The following is a 21,287-nucleotide window of genomic DNA, read 5'->3' as shown; positions in this document are numbered from 1 at the left end:
ATTAAAAACCAAAATATGCCCCATAGAGGAGTTGTAGCAGTCCTCTATGCCGTTCATTCCGCGCTGTGCGAAGTCGTGGAAATTCCAACTTTCATCAAGATAGTGAATCCCAAAAAATGCAAAAACGCCAAAATCAAAAATACAAGCAAAGTTAAAATACAAGGAAGTCAAATGCAACCTCTAACATTAAAAATCATCATAAGCCTACTAGGCATTGTCGCAATCATCGTGCTATGTATAGCTTTCACCAAAGCGCGAAATTCCCAACACATAAGAATCGAAAAAATGACAGAAAATATCGCTTCTTTGAGAAAGATGAGAAATGGCAAAAGCGGATATGCAGAGATAGACTATCTATCCACAGATAAAAATATGCAGGAAAAGTATATGTGGGGAGGTGGCAAAAGTGGTGGTAGAGAGCACTAAAAGCAACCAAAAGCCATAAAATCAAACATACCAAATCATTTACGCACAAAATTTCTAAGATAAATTTTTAGATTTTATTTACTTTGACACTTGCATTATTTCACATTACTTATATTTTAAGACTGCACGACTTCAGCCCAACTTACCCAAAGATTTTTAGACTACAAGTGAAAAATATTTTAAGTCAAGATTTTAAGTAGAAATTTTGTTATGAGAAGTTGGCGAAAGATTTGGCAAGCTACACTTTAAGAAGTCTTAAGAATTTCAATAACTCTCCATACTCCAAGAATCAAAAAAAGAATTTCAAAAACTTTATAATCCCTAAAAAACAATCCCCCAGCAACACAAACATTCGCTCAATCACTTGCCTGCCTTGCTTTCTTAGCCATATTGTGTCAAATCTAGCTAGCTTCAAACTAGCTAGATTCCTAGATTTTGCTATTTTTTCTTAGGCGGGCATTTGCAAGCGAGCTTTTTCCCGCTATCATCTAGCTCTGGGTGTAGCTCGACAGATTCTTTGATATTGTAGAGATAGACGAAGTTGTTGTAACATACCGCCGTTACATTCTTGCGCTTGGTGGGGGTTTTGCAAACATTGCCCTTGCCTTGCTTTAGCATATTTGCGACTTTATACATTGTCAAGTCCTCATCTGCAAGGGCTGTCGTGGTAATTGCGCTAGTGGCTATGCCAAGTGCTAGCAGGATTTTTGTTATTTTCATTTTTATCTCCTTTTGGTGTGCTTTGCTTTTGTGCTTACAAAATCAAAGTAGCTAGGCATTGTAGCACAAATCACTAAATGTATATTTACATTTAGCAATAACTTTCTAGCTTGCTACTTGCTACTATCGCTTGTGCTAGATTTGGGTTTATCTCGGGCTATGTTTTGGCTATTTTTGCGTGATTTTTTATAAAAGATTCTAAAGTCATTTATCACGCATACGCTTCCCACAGCTAGCACACCACCTATGACAATCCAATACTGCGGAATCTCTCCCAAAATCACAAACGCAAATATAAGCGCAAACACAGGCGTCAAAAGCGCGTAAATCCCACCTTGTGTAACGCCTAGCACAAATAGCCCGTGATAAAACACGCTCGTAGAAAACACCGTGCAAAATACCGCCGCGACTATTATACTCCCCCAAAAGATAAAATCCGCCTCCAAGATTTTCTCAATCCCGCTAACACCACTAGAATCAAGCATAAAAAGCGAGGGCAAAAACGCCACTGCACTTATTAGACAAATATAAAAATTCACGCAAAGCGGATTTAGATTTTCACTTGCTAGCCTTGAGCCTATCATCAAAAACGCCCAAGCAAGCGAAGCAAAAAGATATATCGCATTAAAAGGGTGCAATATCGCACTGCTATTGCCAAAAAGATTTATCAAAAACGCCCCTGCGACTATGCCAAGTGCTAGCCCCCACTTCTCTCGCCTAAGCAGTGTCTGCCCCCTCCACACACTCCACAAAAACGCCGCGATAATAGGTGGCAGCACTTCTGTAATCACTCCCGCACTCCCCGCATCTCCAAACTCCATACCCGCATACATAGCATAAGAATACGCCGTGTGGCAAATCGCGCTAAAAGCTAGTGGCAAAAAGGCTTTGCGAGGGATTTTAAAAGAGATTTTTAGCACAGAAAGAAGTGGCACAAAGCAAATAGATACGATAAGGAATCGAATGCAGGCAACTTGCGCAGGCGAGGCATACTCTAATAGCACTTTGGATAATGCCCACACAAGTCCCCAGCCCATCATCGCCAAAACGAGCAAAAATCTCAAAACACACCCCTATGATTTTATGGATTTTGTTGTTTGAGCTATAAGCACCTACAACAAACGCAAAATCTTACCACAATACTTTATCTAGGCTAAATCTTGGACATAAATATTGCCAATAATTTTCTTAATAAATATTTTTTTGATTAAAGATTTTGCCAAAGATTCTTTGGAAAGACTCTTTGGCAAGTCTAAAATCTCTAAACACCAAACAAAAATAGCCACCCACACAAAAGAACCCAAACACCTCTACAATTCACTATCGGCACACAAGAATCCAAAACAAAAAAAGCAACTTTTATTATGGCAATCTTTACAAAGTCCTAAACACCAGCATAAACACACTACCTTTGCCAACTTCACTTTGCACATTTAAGTCTATGTCATATTTGTTAGCGATTTCACTTACCAATGATAGCCCTATGCCAAAGCCACCTTTATCATCATTAAACCGCTTGTATCGCTCAAATATCCGCTCCAAATCCTCCTTTTGTATGCCATAGCCACTATCGCGTATTTCTAGGGTTGCTTTGTCTTGGCTAGCTGTGAGGAGCAAAGAGATTGTGCCTCCTTTGTGGTTGTATTTGATTGCGTTTGATAGGAGATTATCTAGCATTATGGTGATTTCATCTTTGTTTGCATAGATTTTGACAGGTGCAAGTTTGCAATCTAGAGTGATATTTTTTTGTGCCAAAAGGGTGGAGAAATACTCCACGCGCTCATTTATAAGAGAATCTAGCTGCAAAGATTGCTCATTATTTTTGCCTTGATAGAAGTTTAGGAAAATGAGATTTTGATACATTTGGTGCAGGCTTTGGGCAGATAGCTTGATATGATGCAATCGCTTTTTGTTTGCCTCCCCTAGCTCGCTGTTATCAAATTTTTGCACGCTCATTAGGATAACGCTAAGGGGCGTATTTACCTCGTGCGTGGTGTCTTTGATAAATCGCTCTAGGTGCTTTATCTGCGCTTTGATAGGGCGTAGCGATAGCCTCACAAGCGCGTAAGCCACAATCGCAATCACAAGCAGGCAAAGTAGCATAAGGGCGATGATTTCAACGCGAATGGAGAGAATCTCTTTTTTTATAGATTGTATCTGCTTTGGTTGGCTAAATCTTTGCGCTTCAAGGCTTGCATCATCTTTGCTAAAAATCTTTGCACCACTCTCTATCGCCTCGCCTTGCAAGATAAAAATCCACCCCTGCTTATCAAGGTATTTCATAGCTGATTTTGGTATTTTGCCCCCTCCAAATGGGTGATGAAAAAGCAAGCCCCTGTTGCGCGAAAAATTCACAAAAATAAACCCCTCAAAGCGCAAAAATCCCTGCGGACTGACAAATATAGGGCTAATAGAATCTAATTCCACACTTAAATCACTATACACCACACCTAGATTCTCATCTAGCAAGGCAAATGGCGAGTTTATATCTGCCCTCATTTCACGCAAAAATTCTAGCAAAGGTGGATTAGCTTCTTTGCTTTTGTGAAATCGTTGTGCAGTGTCTTGTGGGGTTTGCGCGTTTTGTTGGGCTTGCAGAGCTTGCAAGGATTGCAGTTCTTGGAGTTTTTGGATTTCTTTTTGGAGTTTTGCTTGATTTTTTGGGGTATTTTTCTTTTGGAGTTTTGCCTCTTTTTCCTCTATTTCTTCGAGTGTTTTTTTGATTTCCCTCTCTATCCCTGCGCTACTTTTAAAATCCCTTTGTGCCATTGCAGTGGCGATTTGGATAAAGTCATTGCGCATTTGCATTGATTGGTGGTCGCGCAAATTATGCAATTCTTTGTTATACATCATAAAAGATATGATTCCCAAAAAGCATACCGAAGTCCCCAAATAAAGGAGCAAAATTTTATAAGTCGTGCTTGTGAAAGTGTCGATTTTTTTGGGATTTTGGGATTTTGGGATTTTGGGCAGAGTATTTATTGAGGCAAAAGATTTGCTCAAAAATTTCCCCAAAAACAAAGCGTGCATTTTCCCCCAAATTGTCTTAAAAAACTTCCTTAGATTCCCTAGATTTTTAAGATTTTTGCCATTTTGAGTGAAATGCTTCAAACTTTTATTTGGCATAGCAATATCCCCTATGCCTTTGCGTAGCGATACTCTCACCCCCTAGCACTTTTCGCAAGTTTTTGATATACACGCGCAACGCCATATTTGTAGGGTTTTCATCATAGCTCCATATCCGCTCAAAAATCTCATCTTGGCTGACAAAATTCCCTCGATTTTGCAAGAGCAGTGCGAGCAGTTCGCGCTCTTTGTTGGTAAGGGGGATTTCTTTTTTTGTGTTTTTATCAAAGAGTGTTTTTTGCAGTATGTCAAAGCAGTGCTTCTCACTAAGCTCTAAAATCTCGCTATTTTGGTGTGCAAAAGACCGTTTAAGCAAGCAATCCACGCGCAAAAGAAGCTCATCTACATCAAAGGGTTTGCGCAAATAATCATCACAGCCCGCCAAAAATCCCCGCTTCAAATCCTCTATCATCGAAAGCGAAGTAAGAAAAATCGTAGGCGTATTTTTGCCAAGCCCCCTAAGATCTTTTAGCACTTCAAAACCATTGCCTAGAGGGACTTTGACATCAAATATCCACAAATCAAACGCCTGCTCATAGCCTATTTCTAGCGCGCTTTGTGCGTTTTCGCAGTGCGTTACAAGATAGCCCTTTTCTTTCAGTTCATCACAGAGCATTTCACCAAGCAACAAATCATCTTCTAAAAGTAGGATTTTTACACCCTTTTTTGCCATTTACGCTCTCCTTTTTGCTTTTTGTGTCCTTAATCATTTAAGCGCAAAATATTTGTGATATTGTAAAAGATTTTGCAAAATCTATGCGCATTGCTTCAAACAAAAGTGATATATTTTGCAAAATTTTACTTTAAATTCTGTCGCATAGCCTAGACTCTAGAATCTAGGCTTTTGTAAATACCGATGACACAATGTAAGCCACTTTATTGTGCTATCTTATTTGCTAAATTTCCAATGCTTATCTTTTAGCCCAACATAATCGCAATCTTTGCGAGAGACTTTTAGCCCCGCTTCGCGGATTTGCGCACCTGTCATAGAGTCTGTCCTAGCTTGGAGAGCCTTACAGACCTCTATTTTTCTTTTTTGCGCTTGCTCATATGGAAGTTGATAAAGTGCCTGCTTGCGAGCGTATTTGATAGCGCGTTTAAAGTCCTTTGCCTCTGCGTAAGGCTTTGCATTTACGCGTTTATTTACCTCTATGGCGAAATCTGGCTCATCACTTGGAGCAATCGTGCCTGCAAGACTAATGAGTTCGCTATCACTTTTTGCACTAAAGTCCGCACCAAAAGCAAAAGAGCCACCCGCAAAACCTGCCAAACTTGCCAAAACCAATATCCTTACCCACAAAATTTTCACTTGTGAAGTTTTCATCTGCGTTCTCCTTTTTTAAGAAAATTTTGCTGTCTAAAACTTTTTAGACTTTTTCTTAGAATCTTTTATGGCTAGAATCTTATGGATTTTATAGCCTAAAAGATTGTGTCTTAAGTCTAAATGTCTTAAACAAACAGCGCAATTTTAAAAAACCAACATAAAACGAGCGTGAAAATAGAATTTTATTTTTCGTAAATAAAAAATTTACTTTTTTTCTTTTGTGCTTGCTATCGTTATGTGGCGTTTGTCCCACTCATTACAAACCACCCAAAAAGTCGTATATATCTAGCTTTGAGCGTTATCGCTTTTTGACAAAAAATACAAAAACAATGATACAATTTCGCGCTTAAAAATTTGCCAAGCAAAATCTAACGAAAGGAAAAAAATGTCAAAAATCATCTATGCAAAACCAACTTACACATTCTCACGCAAAACCATATCCACTCTCTCATCATTATCTGTCGCGCTTGCCATATCAAATGCAGCTCCACTTAGCCAAGAGGAATGGAATCAAGACTTTAACGCTTGCGTGTTTAACAAAGACCACAATATGTGCCAAAGGCTCATAAACAACGGACTACAAACCCTAGAAGAATGCACCAAAACCACTTGCAATGACAATGGGCTAATCTATCAAAATGCGGGATTTCAAGCAAAGGCTATCACATTTTTCAAAAGAGCGATTGATTTAGATGATAATCGCGCTTATCACAATCTAGGATTGCTCTACCACAAAGAGATAGGAAATATTCCACAAGCCAAAAAATTCTACGAGCTAGCACTGCAAAAGCAGCACTACGGAGCAAGGCTAAATCTAGGGACTTTATACTATGAGCAAAAAGACTACTCAAACGCGCTCAAGCACTTTGAAATCGTGTGTGAAAAAAGCAGTGGCGAGGCAAAAATGCTCGCTTGCCATAATCTAGGCGTAATGTATGATAACGGCGAGGGCACACTGCAAGACTACCGCAAATCACACCAATACTACAAAACCTCTTGTGATATGGGATATGGCTATGCGTGCAACAATCTAGGTGTGCTATATGCAAATGGGCTTGGCACAAAGCAAAATCTATTTATGGCAAAAGAGCTATATGGCAAAGCCTGCAACCTCGTCTGCAACAAAGGCTGTGCCAACTACAAAGCACTAAACCAAAAGAGCTTGAAGTAATGTTTTTAGATTTTGATTTTTATGGATTTTAGATAGGCAATCTACCCACTTTTTCGTCATTGCAAGACTTGCCACAAGGCAGATCGTGGCAATCTAAATCATTGAAAGAATCGCTTTGCGTTCGTGGTAACCTACGCATTCATCGTCATTGCGAGCGAGCAAAGCGAGCGTGGCAATCCACAAAAAAAAGAAAGATTGCCACGAACGCTAAAGCGATTCTCACAAAACAAGCGTAGCGCAGTTTCTTTAGAAAACAAGCGTAGCGCAGTTTCTTTAGCAATCTTTTATTAAGCAGTAAAAGCCAAGTAGCCACTTTACCATTACTTTGTCATTTTTTAAGCTGTCTGCGAAATCGCACAATCGCCACAAGTCGCCCAACAGCCACAAATCATTGCCTATGCAAGAAACTCCAATGTTTGCTTACTTTTTGTCATAAATAGAAGCAAGATGCTCGCTAAAAGCATTATATGCCCCCGATACAATCTCATTAAGCTCATTTTCAAAACTCTGCAAAATCCACTCGATTTTTTCTTTGTAGATAGATTTTGCGCTATTTTTTGTGGATTGTGCGTGTGGGGTTTGCGCACTCAAAGATTGCTTGTGTGGTGTTACGCGTAGGTTTGCTTTGGCGTGTTTTATTTTGCTTAAAAACCCACTAGAGATTTTGCCTACATTTTCTTCTAAGTGTGCTAGCTCATTTTCTGCATTGTATGCTTTGGCTGATTCTTTGGCTTTTGCAATCGCTTCTTGTTTGTATTGGTTGTGGTGTTTGCTTAAGTCTTTGACACTTTCTTTTTTGCTCTCAAATTGACTAAGATAATGCTCATAGCCACTTCCCTTATATGATTCTGTTTGAGGTTTGTTTCTTTGCTCGGCTTCTATGATGACTTTTAGGCGAGATTCTAGCTCGTTTATTTTTGTTTGAAATGTTTGCTCTATCTCTTGGCTTCTCTCTTGGATAGATTTTTTTGGCGAGTTTGCGCTCAAATGGCTTGACACAAACGCTATACAGGCTAATGCGACAAAAAATACTCTACTAGCATCTTTGCGGACGGACTTTTTCATTTGATTCTCCTTTTGTTGTTTTGGTGGTTATTTTTAGTGTCGGCTAATGTGTAACCATACCAAAAAAAAAAAAAAACGCCAAATTGGAATAATGCACGCAAAATACCCCAAAAAAAGCACCCAAAAGAAATAGGCAAGCAAAATACGCAAAACCTAAGAAAATAACGATAAATAAAAATTAACAAAAAATTTAAAAAGTGTGAAAAATTTTTGCTAATTTTTATTGTTTGTAGATTTTGCAAAGTAGGTTTTATAAAGCAGATTTTGCAAAATGATTTTTTTTTAAGTAGATTTTTGTAAAAGTGGTTTTTAGCTTGCTTGCGTGGTTTTTCGGCGTGCTTGATAAGGTGGATTTTCAAAGTATTTTTTGCGTTTTCTTGCGATTTTGACTACAAGGCTTGCTACTTGTGTCAAATCCAAAAGCGCAAAATTCAGTGATTTTATAGCCGTGATTTTATGATAACACATCAATACGCTTAAAGCCCTTACCCTTTTCTTTGCGGATTTTGAGATAGGCAAGTGGAAAAAGCAAAAATCCACCCCACCAAAACCGCTCACAGGCTTTTTGCAAGGCAAGTCCTAGATTGTATTCGTAGCTTTGCATTAACTCTTGCTCGATAAGTTCTTTCATTTCTTTGTCGCTAAAATCTTTGAGTGCCAAATTTGTCGCACCAAAATCTTGCAAAGCCCCATTTTTATATCGCCGATAAATTTTAAAATACGCTGTGAAAGGCAATCGCAATTTTTTCAAAAATCCCTTTGTGGCGTAGCGTTTATAGAGCCTTATCGGCAGAGATTCTCTACTTATTTGCAAAAGTTTCTTATAGATAGGCACATCGCACACATACACTCGCTGTGTATTTGGTAGCACTCTATCCCACATTATATAATTGCTAAAAGCCGTGTAGTAGATTTTAAGTCTTTTGCAATAATGAGCGACAATATCACAAAATCCCGCACGAGTGGAAATCACCCCTGCACACGAGATTCCCAAAGCAATCGCATCTTTTAGTGATAAATCCAAATCATACACGCCACCTATAAAAAATCTAGCATATTCTTTCTTGTATTTTAGGCTATTTACAACTATGCTATATCCCTCTTTGCGCAGTCTTTGGCATTCGTCCTTAAAAATGATAAATGGTAGTTTGGGAAAAGAATTTGCCTCTGGGCAAAATAGTATGATTTGATTCAAAGGTGCGATTTTATCAAGTTTAGCGCGTAGAGATTCGCTTATTTTGGGGAGATTTGTAGGCAAAACTAGCTGTGCGCTTTGTGGAAGCATAAGTCGCACTCTATCAAACTCAAGCTGATTATCTGTATCAGCTGGAAATTCATAATATATAAAATTTGAGTGAATCTTGCCTAGCGTAGGCACAGATACGACATTGTCTATGGATAAACATTGCTTGTTTTTGCAAAAATCCACGCTTTTATCCTCGCAAATCACATATTCCAACCCCACAAACATTTCGCATATCGCCTCGTGCATAGCTTTTATGATAAAAATTATTTTGCCTTTATAGTGCGACTCTAATGCTACTTTTAGCATACATAGTCGATAAGTATCTCCCGCACTAGCTGGGCTTACGAAATAATAGCAATCCGCTTTTAAATTTTGCGCGAGTTCTTGCAAAGTTTGGATAGGTTTGTCGTTCATTTTTTACTCCTTTTTTTGGTTTATTGTCATATTGAGCGTAAGCGAAATATCCAAATACTTTGCTCTGATTTTTTGGATTCTTCGCTACGCTCAGAATGACGGAGGATATATTGCTTTGCCATTGTAAATTCTTGCAACGATATTTTTTCACAACTTCTCATCTCTCTCCACCTCCACGCAAAAATCCTCATCTCTCTTTTTATTTATCGCAAAGGCGGTTTTAAGCCCACTAGGCTTGGTGTCATTGACTAAAATCCGCTCCCCAAAGGGCAAATCGCTGATAAGCGCGTCAAAGCGGATTTTGTGTCTAACCAAAAAATCTTTAAGACTAGCGATTTGGCTACTCTCACGCGCGGTAAGCAAAATCACTTTATCGTCCTTTGGCAAACTCGCAAAAAACTCACTCACGCCATTTAGTAGCGTGTCGCGCCCATTATCTTTGTAGCCATTGTGCTTTACAATCGTGCCGTCTATATCAATAAGCCAAGTCTTTGGCAAAGTGGATAATTTTAGTTGCTTCATTTTTTATTCCTCCCCTATTTGCAACGCTGGGGTGCAAGTGTCGCGCTCATTGCAAATATCACAATACCTACACGCGCTAAAATTTGTGTAGGTATAAAAAGCGAGTAAATCCGCCTTGCTAATCTCTCTATCAAGTCGCAAGGATTCAAGCTGTGGCAAGGCTGAATCGCCCATTTTGATTCGTGAATCTTGATTCGCGAATCGCGAATGATTTGCAGAGATTTGAGCGATTTTTGTAGGGCGATCCCCCCCCCGTTAGTGATTCCGCATTCATAAACGCTACATTTTCCACGCTTTGAGTCTTATTTTGCGCCCTTTGGCTAATCGTGCCATTTGCTGCGAAATGACTAGCTCTAGGGCAAATCGATAGCTCACTGCCATACACCGAGACGCAGGGCGTATTGCACGCCAAAAAGTAGGCGGAGTTCTCCGCGTCCGTGCGCTTAAACTCCTTGTAAGTAGGCGGTTGCGACTTGCCCCACACATTATCATCAATAAAAATATAATTCATATTATTTGCCTTTAGATAATCCACCAAATCATAGCTTTTTAGCCGTTTGGCAAGGCGCGGATTCGCCGTGTAGTTGCTTACCCAAATCCATAGTTTTGGATTGCCTTTGTGTCGCTCAAACACCGCACGCAAGGCATCGCTAAAGTAAATCGTGCCATTTGTAGTGATATAAACACTCTCAATCTTTGGATTTTGCAGGGCAAAGTCAAGCATTTGGGGCAGTTCTTTATGCAATAGTGGCTCTCCGCCAAGCAACAAAAGCGCGTTTAGCTTGTCCGCGTTTGCAAGGAGATTGCTAAGGTAGGTTTGAAAATCGCTAAAGCTAATTGTGCGTTGCTTATCGCGCGGTAGGTAGGGGATATAGTTCGTGCAATTTTTGCATTTAAGGTTGCAAGTGGTGGTAATGGCAAACTCCACTTGTGGCAAGTAGATTTTGCCTTTTTGCTTAAAATCACGCATTACGCGCATTCGCAAAAAATCATAGCGATGACTTGGTATCAAATCAAGTGTGCTAAAAATCGCATTGCGAAATGCCTTGCGATAGCGCGAAATAGGGATAAAAACGCTAAAAAATTTAGCTAATGTTTTAAGCGCGACTTTGGGTAGCTCTAAAATCATAATTGACTTATCACTACTTATGCCCATAGCGCGTTTGAGATTATGCACGCCGTAGAGTTTGTTGCACACATAGTAGTCTATGACACGCTTTTGGTAGATTTGGTATTGGGTTTTGGTGAGTTTCATTTATGCTCCTTTGTTGAAGTTTATTGTCTTGCTACGCTCATCGTCATTGCGGGAATCGCGTAGCGATTCGTGGCAATCTGCGATAGATTCGTCATTGCGGGAATCGAAAAGCGATTCGTGGCAATCCATTCTTTTTTTTGTGTGGATTGCTTCGGCGAATCTGCGATTCGCCTCGCAATGACGAATCTATCGCTTAACCTGAATCCCAGCATCAATTTGCTTATATCCCTCACTAAGATTGTGGCAATAATCACAAACTCCAAAAGATTCTTTGGTGTAAAATTTGATAAATTCACGCGACAAATCTTTGTGGGGTTGATTCCCCCCCCCCATTTGTAGTGGTTACATTAAGGTTGATACCATCATTTAGATTGATATTTGGATTTAACGCTTTTTCAATCCAATACGCCCTCGTGCAAACCAAATATCGCCCCTCAAAATACGAAACGCAATCCCTTTGCCAACAATTCCAAAAAGTCTGCTTAATGCCCTCTTTGTCCCTATTTCTAGCAAAAATATCGCCCCTTTGAATCCACCTAAAATCACTTGCATTACGCACGGTGTTGTGCGGAATGTCATTTTGCGCCAAAAGATTAAGCAATTCATTGTATTTTGTTTTATTGTGCAGCGTGTAGTTTGAAACAAAGATTTGGATTCTATCTTTGTTGCGAATGAGCGATTGTAGCACTTCTTTTGTGGGCAAAATCGTGCCATTTGTAGTGATTTGGACAAGCAAAATCTGCCTTTTGCTACACGCATAATCCACTATATCCGCAAAGTTTTTGTTAAGCAATGGCTCTCCGCCGATGATTTTAAACTGATAAATATGGCTAACATTGTTAAGCAAAGCATCAAGCCGAATCTTAAAGCTATCCAAAGTCTCATCAAAGTGCTGTTCTTTGGTGTATAGTGGCATAAGGCTACCGCAATCTTGGCACTTCAAAGTGCAACGCGTGGTAATGTTAAAATCCATAGTTGGCACGGAAACTTTGCGCGTAAAAAATAGCTTGATTTTTTCAAGTCGCACTATTCTTTTGTGCTTGAATCTACGCAAAAGCCACCGCAAATACCACCATTTTTGTAAATATTTTTCTTTCAAAACCGCGTGATTTTGCAAAATATAAGCGCAAAGATTTAAATTGCGCACCTTAAAAATCCGCCACTCCTGCCTTGTAAGTCCTAAGTAAAATCTTAGCATTTATGCTCCTTTGTGTTGAAATTTGGATTTATTCGTCATTGCGAGACTTGTGTAAGCAAGTCGTGGCAATCCATTCTTTTTTTGTGTGGATTGCTTCGGGGACAAGTCGCCTCGCAATGACGAAAAGGGTATGGATTGGTTTCGGCGATTCGTTGATTTGCCCTCGCAATGACGAATTACCCACCCCCTAGCCACCTCCGCAAGGGAGGGGGAATTTTGGATTGCCACGATTTTGCTACGCAAAATCTCGCAATGACGAAATAGCGATTCATATTTGATTTGTAGCCGATTCGCAACGCAAATTACGATTCGCGTAATTTGCGAGAGCGACAGCTCGAAGCAACAATCGAAGTAATGGCGGTGTGGCTTTTGTATTTGTAAAAATTTTTGGGATAAAACTAGACTTGGAGTCTGTTGTTCCCAAAAATTTTTACAAGTGCGAAATCGCATACCCCAGAACAAATTGCCTTTGCTAATCATAAAAATCCCTCCAAAAGCATTGTGCCATAGTAGAATGCCGCGCAAATGCTATCATAATCCTCCCACGCGTAACTTGTGAGCGATAGCCAAATCAGTGCGTGAAGTAGTTTGATTTTCTCTTTGCTTACGCTTGGCAGTAAGTCGAAAAATTCCTCGCTCATATCGCTCCACCCGCTAGATTTTATGGCGAGTTCTACCTCGCGCTCACCGATTAGTAGCGTAAATTTCTTGCGATTAAATTGGTCGTAATCCCCGCATAGCGAGTAGTAAAGTTTGGCAAAGTCATAGTCGCTATCGCCAAAAAAGCGCGTTTCCCCGAAGTATCCGCGCGGGTCGATAAGCACCACTTGCATATTAAAGCTATCAAAGAGTATGTTTGAGAATGTCGGGTCGCCGTGTATGAGGGCAAATTCGCGTGGAAAGTGCGAAGTCGCTAGGCGCGTGATTTTGTCTTTGTCAAAAAGCACGTTTTTGTAATATCTGCCGTTGATTTTGATAAACTCATCACGCGCAAAGGGGATTAGGCTCTCCACAAGGAAAAGTCTATCAAAGGTTTTGGCGATATAGGTTTCATACGAATCCGCGTCATTTGCATTGATTTTGGGCGTGAGATTGTGAAGCGATTTTAGCGAATCGATGATTTTTGCCAAAATCTCTTTTTTCTGGCTTTTGAGTAGGCACTCGTATTCATAGATATTTTTGCCTTTGATTTTTTTCATCGTAAGCGGGGAGAGCGAGTAGATTTGCGGAATCTGTGTGAATCCTAGACTTTGGACGAATTCATACCACGCACATTCTTTTTTGGCAATAGCTCTGCCTTGCGAATCTAGCGGGGTTTTTATAGCGAGATTGTCCCTAAACTCGATTTTATTAAAAGGGCGGGTTAGATTTTGCGGGTTTGTCTCGGTATAGACTAAAAGTGTGCCGATTTCCTTGCTGTGCGCCAAATCTAGGGGCGTAAAGGTTATGTCTTGGGTTTGAAGCCACTCGACTAATGCGCCACTTTTGGGGATATTTGCTAGACACTTTTTGTTGCCAAAGATAAAAAGCCCTGCCACGCCGTTTGTGTAGCTTGGAGTGTTTATGAATCTGCCATTTTCATAGCTCCACCTGCACTCAAAATCGCCCGAAATGCCGATGAAATTTTCTACCCACCCCCTAGCCCCCTCCGCAAGGGAGGGGGAAAGTGCGGAGTCGCCACAAGCGGTGGAAAGAGAATTAAAAGAAAGTCCCTCCCCTTGCGGGAGGGATTTAGGGTGGGGTTTGTATGAATCTAACTCGCTATCATTATGCGACTGCTGACAAATGTGCGTGTTGTGTGTGGGGGGGGGGGGTGATATTTGCAAAAGTAGAATTTACGCTATTTTGTGTGCTATTTTTTGCAAAATTTGGCATTTTAAACTCATTTGACAAAATCAAATCACACCAAATAATCATAAAAGGCTCATTTTCGCTAAATTCACTTATCGCCTCTGCTATTCCAGCTATCGTGCCTTCATCTTTCGCGCGTAAAATCCTATAATCAATGCCTTTGGCAAAGATAGTGAGATATTTTTGCAAAACTTCGATTTTATAATCCGCGATAATAGTAAAGGACGCGCCCTCAAACTTCCTAAAAAGATGAAAAATGATAGGTAAATTATCATAAGGCACAAGGCATTTAGGCTTATTGCGTGTAAGCCCCTCTAGGCGTGTGCCTTTGCCACCTGCTTGGATAATGATATTCTTTATATTTGCGTGATTTTGCATAGATTTTGTGGTTTTACGCATTTGCCTTTCCCAAAATATAAAATAAAATAATGCACCATAGCGTGCGTATCAAATGTGTGTTTTGCCACTCTTGGTGCTAAAATGTGATAGTGCTAAAATGCAAATCGGTAGCCAAGATTTGCAACCACCAAGACTTGCCACTTTCAAAGCCAAGCCAAACGCCACATTTTAGCAAAGATTTTTATACAAATATCCAATATTTTGCTTAGAGCCACAGAGTGTGGTATAATGCCATTTGATTTTGCATAGCACCTTATACCGCTACTTCGTAGCGACCCAAATCATAGCACCAAACATCCCCAATCCAAAATCTAGCAAGGAGCAAAAATGCAAAAACTTGCCCACCTTGTGCTAGCCCTATCGCTAGCCTCCACAGCATTGTTTCTAGGCTGTGATGACAAAAGCAAAAAATCCACCCCAAAAGCCCCACCAAAAGACTATGGTATCACAAGCTTTACTTCCCCTCAAGCCCAAAGAATGATTGAAAAATACATTCAGCCCTATTGCGAGCAGGACTGCACGCTACTTTATGAGGGCGAGCTAGAGAGCCGCAACAAAATCTGGGTATTTAAAAACCACCTTGACACTATAAAAATCTTTGAGCACGAGGCAGGTAGAGAAGCGATACTCTATCGTGGCGAGATAGAGAGAATCCTCTCTCACCCTAAGTTTGAGATAGAGGAAAATACCCTAATAATCACCGTCCCGCGCAATACTTCAGCTGGATTTATGCAGACAAAAGCCGTGCTAGAAAATGGCGAAATGCACCTTTTTACTAAAGGGTTTAACTCGCCCGATATTTATCACAACGCCGATTGGCAGCCTGACTTTGACCCACAAAAAGCCCAAATAGAAGTGCTAAGCCTAAGCGTGCAAAGATACAAGCGCAAAGGCACAGGACACGCCTGCCCCGCCGAGCTTACCGAGCTGCAAACCAAAAGTGATGTAAAAAAGTTTTTTGAGCTAGCAAAGCCTATCGCTTCAAGCGGGCTTGATTTGCCCGCTGGATATGCAGGTGTAGGCTGTGCGGAGTATAGTGGCAAGCTAGAAGCATATGGCAAAATGTGGGAATACACCATTGCGTATGGATTTGGGATATGGGCTAGGGATTTTGAGGAGGGTAGGGCGTTTGTATGCGAAGATGAAAAATGCCCATTGCAAGCCGTGTCTAACGCTTCCAATGCAAATTAGCCACAACCTAGAATCTAAAAAACGACTTTTGTAAAAATAGCCCCTTATCTAGATGACAAGCCCAAAATCCAAAATCCTAATTTTGCGCCATTTGGGCATATTTGCATTTGATTGTTAAATTTTTGGGCTATAATCGCATTTCTGCTTTTTACTTATTTTGACTACATTACCACACACAAGGAATCCCAAAATGGCTACCAAATCCCACTCAAACTCCACCTCTACCCACGCACGCGCAAATAATAGCGACTCAAACCACCAAAACAACCAAAATCGCACCCAAAAACATATCCCCGCAGAAGTCTATAAGCTAGAAGAGCTAAGCCAAAAGCCCATTTCACAGCTTGTATCTATCGCACAAGGGCTAAAAGTAGAAAATCCACAAGAATTTAAACGCGCGGATTTGATGTTTGAAATCCTAAAAGCTCAAGTCTCGCAAGGTGGATACTTGCTTTTCACAGGAGTTTTAGAGATTACTCAAGAGGGATATGGATTTTTGCGTGCGGTTGATGAGGCGTTTACCGATAGCAAAAACAACACCTATGTAAGCCAAACACAAATCTATCGCTTTGCTCTGCGAAATGGCGACATTGTTACAGGGCAAGTGCGCTTGCCTAGAGAGCAAGAAAAATACTACGCCTTGCTAAAAATAGAAGCGGTGAATTATAAACCACTAGATGAGATGAAAAACCGCCCACTTTTTGACAATCTAACCCCACTTTTCCCCACACAACAATTACGACTAGAATACAATCCTAGCAAGGTTACAGGCCGTATGCTTGATTTGTTTAGCCCCATAGGCAAGGGACAAAGAGCACTCATAGTCGCCCCTCCACGCACGGGTAAAACCGAGCTTATGAAAGAGCTAGCACACGGTATAAGTGCCAATCACCCCGAAGTAGAGCTAATGGTGCTACTTGTCGATGAGCGACCAGAGGAAGTAACCGATATGCAAAGAAGTGTCAAAGGTAGCGTGTATAGCTCGACATTTGACCTCCCAAGCGCAAATCATATCCGAGTAGCCGAGCTCGTCCTAGAGAGGGCAAAGCGTGAAGTCGAAAACGGCAAAGATGTCGTGATACTGCTAGATTCTATCACAAGGCTTGCTCGCGCTTATAACACCGTAACCCCAGCAAGTGGCAAAATCCTAAGCGGTGGTGTCGATGCAAACGCGCTTCATAAGCCAAAGCGATTTTTTGGTGCGGCTAGAAATATCGAGCAAGGCGGTAGCCTAACTATCATCGCCACAGCACTTATAGAGACAGGAAGCAAAATGGACGAAGTCATATTTGAGGAGTTCAAAGGCACAGGAAATAGCGAAATCGTGCTAGCCCGCTCCATATCAGAGCGCAGAATCTACCCCGCCTTTGATATACTAAAATCAGGCACACGCAAAGATGACTTGCTCCTAAGCAAAGAAAATCTCACAAAAATATGGATGCTACGAAATGTGATGAGCCAAATGGACGATGTCGAGGCACTATCATTTATCTATGCCAAAATGCAATCCACCAAAGACAATGAAGAGTTTTTAAACAAAATGAATGAAAAGGAGTAGCCTTTGGGATAGATTTTGGCAAGATTTTGCCCAAAATCTACTTTCGCAAAAAGTCCAAATAAATCTCACAAAAAAGCAAAATCACAAAAGGCGCAATGTAAGCAATGACAAAATCAATGATAAAGGTAGGAATTTTTGATAGTGGCATAGGTGGCTTAAGTGTGGCAAAGTCCGTGCTTGAAGCGCGAATGTTTGCGCAAGCTGTGTATTATGGCGACACCGCGCGCGTGCCTTATGGTGTCAAAGACCGTGATACGATTGTGCGATTTGCGCTTGAGTGCTTGGAGTTTTTCGCTCCGCACAATATTGATATGCTACTTGTGGCGTGCAACACCGTGAGTGCTTATGCCCTAGAAACTATGCAAAAAAAAGCTAGCTTCCCCATAGTAGGAGTAATAGAAGCGGGTGTCAAAGCCTGCATAAACGCGCTAGATGACAAAGATTCTCCCACGCTCATCATCGGCACAAAAGCTACCATAGATTCTAGGCAGTATGAAAAGCGACTAAGAGAAGCGGGATATACGCGCTTTGTAAGCAAAGATACAGGGCTATTTGTCCCGCTTGTAGAGGAGGGACTATATCGTGGCAAGGGCGAAGTGGTGCTAGATTCCGCACTTCATTTTTATTTAGATGAGTTTTTGGATTCCCCCACACTTGGGAGGGCAAAACCTCAAGCCGTGATTTTAGGCTGCACACATTTCCCGCTTATTTCTAAGCAGATTGGGGAGTTTTTTGGCGGGGAGAGTGTGCTGATTCATTCAGGCGAAGCGATTGTGGAGCTACTAGAATCAAACTTCAATCTACGCAGAAACGCCTTTGAGAGCACACATATTGATTTTTATGCCTCAAGTGATATAGATGGACTAAAAAGCAAGGCAAAGATATGGCTACAATAAATACAAAATCAAAAAACCACACAAGCCACACAGAAAATTCTCTAAAAAGCCAAAATCCTGCCAAAAAACTTACCAAAAACCCTGCTCAAAATCCCGCTTCAAATCACGCAGAAAACACCCAAAACCCCAAACATTCTCACAAACAACACTCTCCCAAACAACATTCCCCCAAACAACACTCCAAAGAAGAGAGCGTTACAAGGCTTTCTATCTCACTAGAGCCACATTTATTAGCCGAGCTAGATTCTCGCATAATCACTCAAGGATACTCATCTCGCTCCGAGCTTGTGCGTGATATGATACGACAAAAGCTAGTAGAAGAGAGCTGGCAAGATGAGTCCCAAGACAATATCGCTGTGCTTGTAGTTGTGTTTGACCATCATCAAAGAGAGCTAAATCAGCGCATTATCGACATTCAGCACAATGCAAATATTGATATTTTGTGCTCTACACATATTCATATCGATGCCCACAACTGCCTAGAATCCATAATGCTAAAAGGCAAGCCAAGCGCGGTGCAAAATTTCGCGCTAGAAATGGCAGGGCTAAAGGGCGTGAAATTTAGCAAACTAACCCGCACAAGCAGATTTGATGAAAGCCACTAAAACCCTTGTAGCTACCAAAAATCAAGCAAGCCACACCACGCCAAATATAGCCACAGACAAAGTCGCTATATTTGGCGGTAGCTTTGACCCGCCACATTTGGCACATTTTGAGATTATTTTGTGGCTTAGTAAGATTTTTGGGCAAGTCACCGTTATCCCCGCGTATCAAAATCCACTAAAAACTCCTACGACTATCCCACTACAAACGCGACTGCAGTGGTGCAAAAAAATGTGTGAAAATATAGATAATGTCATCATAAGTGATATAGAAGCGCGAAATAATCGCGTAATGTTTGCCTGCGAGCTAGCAAGGCATTTTTATGCAGAATATTTTGGCGATTTAAGCAATAATGACAAGCAAAAATCACAAAATTTCACTCCTCCGCTGTATTTTGTCATAGGGGAGGATTGCCTAGCTAATTTACACAAATGGAAAAATATAGATGAGCTAAGTAGCTTAGTAGATTTTGTCGTGCTTCAAAGAGGTGGCGCACAAAAATCTAACCCAAAAAACTTCAGCAAAGCAAACCAAAATAATATAGATTTGCTAGATTTTGTAAAACTTCACTATGTAGATTTTTGTCCAAATGCGCTACTAGATTTTAAGCTAAATAGTGGCGATATAAGCTCGACTTTTTTGCGAAAATCTCTAAAGCAAAATCCAAATAACCAAAATAATAATGAAAAAATACTGCAAGCTCTGCCCAAAAATCTGCGTGATGAGGTGTTGGCATTTTTTGCCAAAACTTCGCTACAATTTTAAAAAACTTAAAACTCCACAAAATCCAAAAACCACTTAAAAGCAAAAAGCATAATTGTAAGGAGAGAATTTGGCAAAAAAAAATACAAACACTCAAACAAATATCGCAAAAAGAGCAGATAAAATCCGTGATTTGCTAGATAGCAAAAAGGGCGAAAATATCGCAATATATGATTTAGAGGATAAAGACTATATCGCACAATGTGTCATCATCGCTACCGCACTTGCTGGCAAGCACTCTTTTGCATTGCTAGATTTTCTAAGGAGTGAGCTAAAGCCACTAGGCGAGGTGTTTTATAGCACTGATGAGGAGAGTGAGGATTGGATTATCGCGGATTTGGGAGAAATAATGGTGCACATTTTTACCGAAAACACGCGCAAACGATTCAACCTAGAGGAGTTTTTAGAAAACTATTTTCAAGCAAGACGCTATGACTTACACAAATCCAACTAAGCAAACAAAAGAGGCAAAATGCGCATAGATTTACACAACCACACCACAAGGTGCAACCACGCAAGCGGTAGCACACTAGAATTTGCTAGCAAGGCTTGTGAGCTTGGGATTGATATTTATGGATTTGCTTGCCACGCACCGATGAAGTTTGATGAAGAATATCGAATGAGGCTTAGCGAAATAGGTGAATATATAAATGAGGTTACTTCTTTGCGTGAAAATATCCAAGCACAAAAAAGTGTGCAAAATCCAAAAATACAGATTTTGGTAGGGCTAGAGGTGGATTTTATACTTGGTAGGGAGGATTTGCTAGAGCCTAGCGTGCTAAGCGCATCACTAGATTATCTTATAGGCTCAGTGCATTTTTTAGATGATTGGGGGTTTGACAATCCCGCATTTTTGGCAGAATATGCTAAGAAAGATTTAGAATCTTGCTGGGTAAAATATTTTCAAAGTGTCGCAAAAATGGCACAATCTAGGCTGTTTCAAATCGTGGGACATATCGACTTGCTAAAAGTCTTTGGCTATGCTATGCCACACTCTAGCGAGTGTGCTTATGCGCTAGAGTGTGCGCTAAAGTCCATAAAAGAAGCAAATATGTCCATCGAGCTAAATGCAGCGGGCTTGCGCAAGCAAATCGGCGAAATCTATCCTAGCAAAGAGATTTTGCAAAAAGCCTACGCGCTAGGGATTCCTATAACCTTTGGTAGCGATGCGCACGCACTTAATCAAGTAGGATTTGGCTATGATAAATGCGTAGAATTAGCACGCGAAGTGGGCTATGATAAGTGTGTGTATTACAAACAAAAGCAAGCAATAGAAGTTGATTTTTGAGATTTTTCTAGCTTTTTTATTTAGATTTTTTCGTGGCAAACTCGTTTGTCTTTTAGATTTTTGTGCAAAATCGCTACCAAAATTCTACTTTTAGTATTTTTGGATTTTGCTTAAAAATCGTAAAAATAATTTTGTGTAAAAAACCCACCGTATAACTTCAATATAACCTCCCTTTTCCCAAACCAAAAATTTCACCAAAAATTCACAAAAATAGCAAAACCCCACAAAACACCCTCCAATTTTATCCCTAAACTTCTCTTTCAAATTTTCCA

Annotated in this window: 26 protein-coding genes and 1 pseudogene; 11 read left to right on the top strand and 16 right to left on the bottom strand. The window is 40.5% G+C overall.

Features of this window, described 5'->3' with window-relative positions:
• Window positions 1-171 precede the first annotated feature (171 nt).
• A complete protein-coding gene (locus CQA40_RS06185) occupies window positions 172-426 on the top strand; it encodes a hypothetical protein (RefSeq protein ID WP_115520033.1) in 255 nt (84 codons plus the stop codon).
• Between the two features lie 438 nt (window positions 427-864).
• Here CQA40_RS06185 and CQA40_RS06175 read toward each other — a convergent pair whose 3' ends face one another.
• The 5 genes from CQA40_RS06175 to CQA40_RS06155 form a co-directional block, all read right to left on the bottom strand.
• The gene (locus tag CQA40_RS06175; RefSeq protein WP_023928544.1) at window positions 865-1,146 is read right to left on the bottom strand and encodes a hypothetical protein; all 282 of its coding nucleotides are present in this window, start codon (window positions 1,144-1,146) and stop codon (window positions 865-867) included.
• Between the two features lie 113 nt (window positions 1,147-1,259).
• Window positions 1,260-2,210: a DMT family transporter gene (locus CQA40_RS06170; protein WP_115520031.1), complete on the bottom strand. Its 951-nt coding sequence runs from the start codon at window positions 2,208-2,210 to the stop codon at window positions 1,260-1,262.
• Window positions 2,211-2,520: 310 nt separating this feature from the next.
• Window positions 2,521-4,311: a HAMP domain-containing sensor histidine kinase gene (locus CQA40_RS06165; RefSeq protein ID WP_147290175.1), complete on the bottom strand. Its 1,791-nt coding sequence runs from the start codon at window positions 4,309-4,311 to the stop codon at window positions 2,521-2,523.
• On the bottom strand, window positions 4,262-4,945 hold the full coding sequence (locus CQA40_RS06160; RefSeq protein ID WP_115520029.1) for a response regulator transcription factor: 684 nt from the start codon (window positions 4,943-4,945) through the stop codon (window positions 4,262-4,264). Before CQA40_RS06160 ends, CQA40_RS06165 begins: the two co-directional genes overlap by 50 nt.
• Before the next feature lie 216 nt (window positions 4,946-5,161).
• Window positions 5,162-5,596 (bottom strand): DUF1104 domain-containing protein, encoded by a 435-nt coding sequence (locus CQA40_RS06155; RefSeq protein ID WP_115520028.1) that lies wholly within the window; start codon window positions 5,594-5,596, stop codon window positions 5,162-5,164.
• A 385-nt stretch (window positions 5,597-5,981) separates the two neighbouring features.
• Here CQA40_RS06155 and CQA40_RS06150 point away from each other — a divergent pair, with 385 nt between their 5' ends.
• Both CQA40_RS06150 and CQA40_RS11145 read left to right on the top strand, forming a co-directional pair.
• A complete protein-coding gene (locus CQA40_RS06150; protein WP_115520027.1) occupies window positions 5,982-6,767 on the top strand; it encodes a tetratricopeptide repeat protein in 786 nt (261 codons plus the stop codon).
• Between the two features lie 123 nt (window positions 6,768-6,890).
• A complete protein-coding gene (locus CQA40_RS11145) occupies window positions 6,891-7,058 on the top strand; it encodes a hypothetical protein (protein WP_181882859.1) in 168 nt (55 codons plus the stop codon).
• A gap of 129 nt (window positions 7,059-7,187) precedes the next feature.
• Here CQA40_RS11145 and CQA40_RS06145 read toward each other — a convergent pair whose 3' ends face one another.
• The 11 genes from CQA40_RS06145 to CQA40_RS06100 form a co-directional block, all read right to left on the bottom strand.
• On the bottom strand, window positions 7,188-7,832 hold the full coding sequence (locus tag CQA40_RS06145; RefSeq protein ID WP_115520026.1) for a hypothetical protein: 645 nt from the start codon (window positions 7,830-7,832) through the stop codon (window positions 7,188-7,190).
• Between the two features lie 309 nt (window positions 7,833-8,141).
• Window positions 8,142-8,300 (bottom strand): hypothetical protein, encoded by a 159-nt coding sequence (locus CQA40_RS11140; protein WP_181882858.1) that lies wholly within the window; start codon window positions 8,298-8,300, stop codon window positions 8,142-8,144.
• The gene (locus tag CQA40_RS06135) at window positions 8,287-9,492 is read right to left on the bottom strand and encodes a hypothetical protein (RefSeq protein ID WP_115520024.1); all 1,206 of its coding nucleotides are present in this window, start codon (window positions 9,490-9,492) and stop codon (window positions 8,287-8,289) included. Before CQA40_RS06135 ends, CQA40_RS11140 begins: the two co-directional genes overlap by 14 nt.
• Window positions 9,493-9,639: 147 nt before the next feature.
• Complete coding sequence (locus tag CQA40_RS06130; protein ID WP_115520023.1) at window positions 9,640-10,014, bottom strand: hypothetical protein; 375 nt, start codon at window positions 10,012-10,014, stop codon at window positions 9,640-9,642.
• 3 nt (window positions 10,015-10,017) lie between these two features.
• A complete protein-coding gene (locus tag CQA40_RS11135; protein ID WP_181882857.1) occupies window positions 10,018-10,188 on the bottom strand; it encodes a hypothetical protein in 171 nt (56 codons plus the stop codon).
• Window positions 10,160-11,269, bottom strand: a complete 1,110-nt coding sequence (locus tag CQA40_RS06125; protein ID WP_115520022.1) for a radical SAM protein — start codon at window positions 11,267-11,269, stop codon at window positions 10,160-10,162. The genes CQA40_RS11135 and CQA40_RS06125 overlap by 29 nt, the downstream gene beginning before the upstream one ends.
• Before the next feature lie 20 nt (window positions 11,270-11,289).
• Complete coding sequence (locus CQA40_RS06120) at window positions 11,290-11,481, bottom strand: hypothetical protein (RefSeq protein ID WP_147290174.1); 192 nt, start codon at window positions 11,479-11,481, stop codon at window positions 11,290-11,292.
• A gap of 80 nt (window positions 11,482-11,561) precedes the next feature.
• On the bottom strand, window positions 11,562-12,467 hold the full coding sequence (locus tag CQA40_RS06115; RefSeq protein ID WP_115520020.1) for a radical SAM protein: 906 nt from the start codon (window positions 12,465-12,467) through the stop codon (window positions 11,562-11,564).
• Window positions 12,468-12,917, bottom strand: coding sequence for a hypothetical protein (locus CQA40_RS06110; RefSeq protein ID WP_147290173.1), 450 nt, complete (start codon window positions 12,915-12,917; stop codon window positions 12,468-12,470).
• 26 nt (window positions 12,918-12,943) lie between these two features.
• Window positions 12,944-14,293 (bottom strand): NDP-sugar synthase, encoded by a 1,350-nt coding sequence (locus tag CQA40_RS06105; protein WP_115520018.1) that lies wholly within the window; start codon window positions 14,291-14,293, stop codon window positions 12,944-12,946.
• The gene (locus tag CQA40_RS06100; RefSeq protein ID WP_115520017.1) at window positions 14,235-14,717 is read right to left on the bottom strand and encodes an NDP-sugar synthase; all 483 of its coding nucleotides are present in this window, start codon (window positions 14,715-14,717) and stop codon (window positions 14,235-14,237) included. Before CQA40_RS06100 ends, CQA40_RS06105 begins: the two co-directional genes overlap by 59 nt.
• A 327-nt stretch (window positions 14,718-15,044) precedes the next feature.
• On the opposite strand from CQA40_RS06100, the gene CQA40_RS06095 reads away from it, so the two are divergent.
• From CQA40_RS06095 to CQA40_RS06065, 8 genes and pseudogenes are all read left to right on the top strand, one after another.
• Window positions 15,045-15,908, top strand: a complete 864-nt coding sequence (locus tag CQA40_RS06095) for a hypothetical protein (protein ID WP_115520016.1) — start codon at window positions 15,045-15,047, stop codon at window positions 15,906-15,908.
• A 190-nt stretch (window positions 15,909-16,098) separates the two neighbouring features.
• A complete protein-coding gene (rho, locus tag CQA40_RS06090) occupies window positions 16,099-17,466 on the top strand; it encodes a transcription termination factor Rho (protein WP_115520015.1) in 1,368 nt (455 codons plus the stop codon).
• Window positions 17,453-17,605 (top strand): hypothetical protein, encoded by a 153-nt coding sequence (locus tag CQA40_RS11130; protein WP_181882856.1) that lies wholly within the window; start codon window positions 17,453-17,455, stop codon window positions 17,603-17,605. The genes rho and CQA40_RS11130 overlap by 14 nt, the downstream gene beginning before the upstream one ends.
• The gene (gene murI, locus CQA40_RS06085) at window positions 17,586-18,362 is read left to right on the top strand and encodes a glutamate racemase (RefSeq protein WP_115520035.1); all 777 of its coding nucleotides are present in this window, start codon (window positions 17,586-17,588) and stop codon (window positions 18,360-18,362) included. Before CQA40_RS11130 ends, murI begins: the two co-directional genes overlap by 20 nt.
• A gap of 176 nt (window positions 18,363-18,538) precedes the next feature.
• Window positions 18,539-18,967 (top strand): annotated as a pseudogene (gene nikR, locus CQA40_RS06080) (nickel-responsive transcriptional regulator NikR); the annotation flags it as partial.
• Entirely contained in the window at window positions 18,954-19,730 is a 777-nt protein-coding gene (locus CQA40_RS06075; protein ID WP_115520013.1) for a nicotinate-nicotinamide nucleotide adenylyltransferase, read from the top strand. The pseudogene nikR and the gene CQA40_RS06075, both read left to right, overlap by 14 nt.
• Window positions 19,731-19,797: 67 nt before the next feature.
• Window positions 19,798-20,181 (top strand): ribosome silencing factor, encoded by a 384-nt coding sequence (rsfS, locus tag CQA40_RS06070; protein WP_115520012.1) that lies wholly within the window; start codon window positions 19,798-19,800, stop codon window positions 20,179-20,181.
• A gap of 18 nt (window positions 20,182-20,199) precedes the next feature.
• On the top strand, window positions 20,200-21,015 hold the full coding sequence (locus CQA40_RS06065) for a histidinol-phosphatase (RefSeq protein WP_115520011.1): 816 nt from the start codon (window positions 20,200-20,202) through the stop codon (window positions 21,013-21,015).
• Window positions 21,016-21,287: the final 272 nt, after the last annotated feature.

The sequence above is a fragment of the Helicobacter sp. MIT 01-3238 genome (assembly GCF_003364135.1).
Taxonomy (GTDB): Bacteria; Campylobacterota; Campylobacteria; order Campylobacterales; family Helicobacteraceae; genus Helicobacter_B.
This window is presented reverse-complemented; position numbering and strand designations above follow the sequence as displayed.

Coding starts and splice junctions, on each gene's coding strand:
- CQA40_RS06075 (WP_115520013.1), top strand. CDS start 18,954: ATGAAAGCCACTAAAACCCTTGTAGCTACCAAAAATCAAGCAAGCCAC.
- CQA40_RS06135 (WP_115520024.1), bottom strand. CDS start 9,492: ATGAACGACAAACCTATCCAAACTTTGCAAGAACTCGCGCAAAATTTA.
- CQA40_RS11130 (WP_181882856.1), top strand. CDS start 17,453: ATGAAAAGGAGTAGCCTTTGGGATAGATTTTGGCAAGATTTTGCCCAA.
- CQA40_RS06145 (WP_115520026.1), bottom strand. CDS start 7,832: ATGAAAAAGTCCGTCCGCAAAGATGCTAGTAGAGTATTTTTTGTCGCA.
- CQA40_RS06120 (WP_147290174.1), bottom strand. CDS start 11,481: ATGCTGGGATTCAGGTTAAGCGATAGATTCGTCATTGCGAGGCGAATC.
- CQA40_RS11135 (WP_181882857.1), bottom strand. CDS start 10,188: ATGGGCGATTCAGCCTTGCCACAGCTTGAATCCTTGCGACTTGATAGA.
- CQA40_RS06185 (WP_115520033.1), top strand. CDS start 172: ATGCAACCTCTAACATTAAAAATCATCATAAGCCTACTAGGCATTGTC.
- CQA40_RS06100 (WP_115520017.1), bottom strand. CDS start 14,717: ATGCGTAAAACCACAAAATCTATGCAAAATCACGCAAATATAAAGAAT.
- CQA40_RS06110 (WP_147290173.1), bottom strand. CDS start 12,917: ATGCGATTTCGCACTTGTAAAAATTTTTGGGAACAACAGACTCCAAGT.
- CQA40_RS06130 (WP_115520023.1), bottom strand. CDS start 10,014: ATGAAGCAACTAAAATTATCCACTTTGCCAAAGACTTGGCTTATTGAT.
- CQA40_RS06160 (WP_115520029.1), bottom strand. CDS start 4,945: ATGGCAAAAAAGGGTGTAAAAATCCTACTTTTAGAAGATGATTTGTTG.
- rho (WP_115520015.1), top strand. CDS start 16,099: ATGGCTACCAAATCCCACTCAAACTCCACCTCTACCCACGCACGCGCA.
- CQA40_RS06155 (WP_115520028.1), bottom strand. CDS start 5,596: ATGAAAACTTCACAAGTGAAAATTTTGTGGGTAAGGATATTGGTTTTG.
- CQA40_RS06175 (WP_023928544.1), bottom strand. CDS start 1,146: ATGAAAATAACAAAAATCCTGCTAGCACTTGGCATAGCCACTAGCGCA.
- CQA40_RS11140 (WP_181882858.1), bottom strand. CDS start 8,300: ATGTGTTATCATAAAATCACGGCTATAAAATCACTGAATTTTGCGCTT.
- CQA40_RS06095 (WP_115520016.1), top strand. CDS start 15,045: ATGCAAAAACTTGCCCACCTTGTGCTAGCCCTATCGCTAGCCTCCACA.
- CQA40_RS06065 (WP_115520011.1), top strand. CDS start 20,200: ATGCGCATAGATTTACACAACCACACCACAAGGTGCAACCACGCAAGC.
- CQA40_RS06125 (WP_115520022.1), bottom strand. CDS start 11,269: ATGAAACTCACCAAAACCCAATACCAAATCTACCAAAAGCGTGTCATA.
- CQA40_RS06150 (WP_115520027.1), top strand. CDS start 5,982: ATGTCAAAAATCATCTATGCAAAACCAACTTACACATTCTCACGCAAA.
- CQA40_RS06115 (WP_115520020.1), bottom strand. CDS start 12,467: ATGCTAAGATTTTACTTAGGACTTACAAGGCAGGAGTGGCGGATTTTT.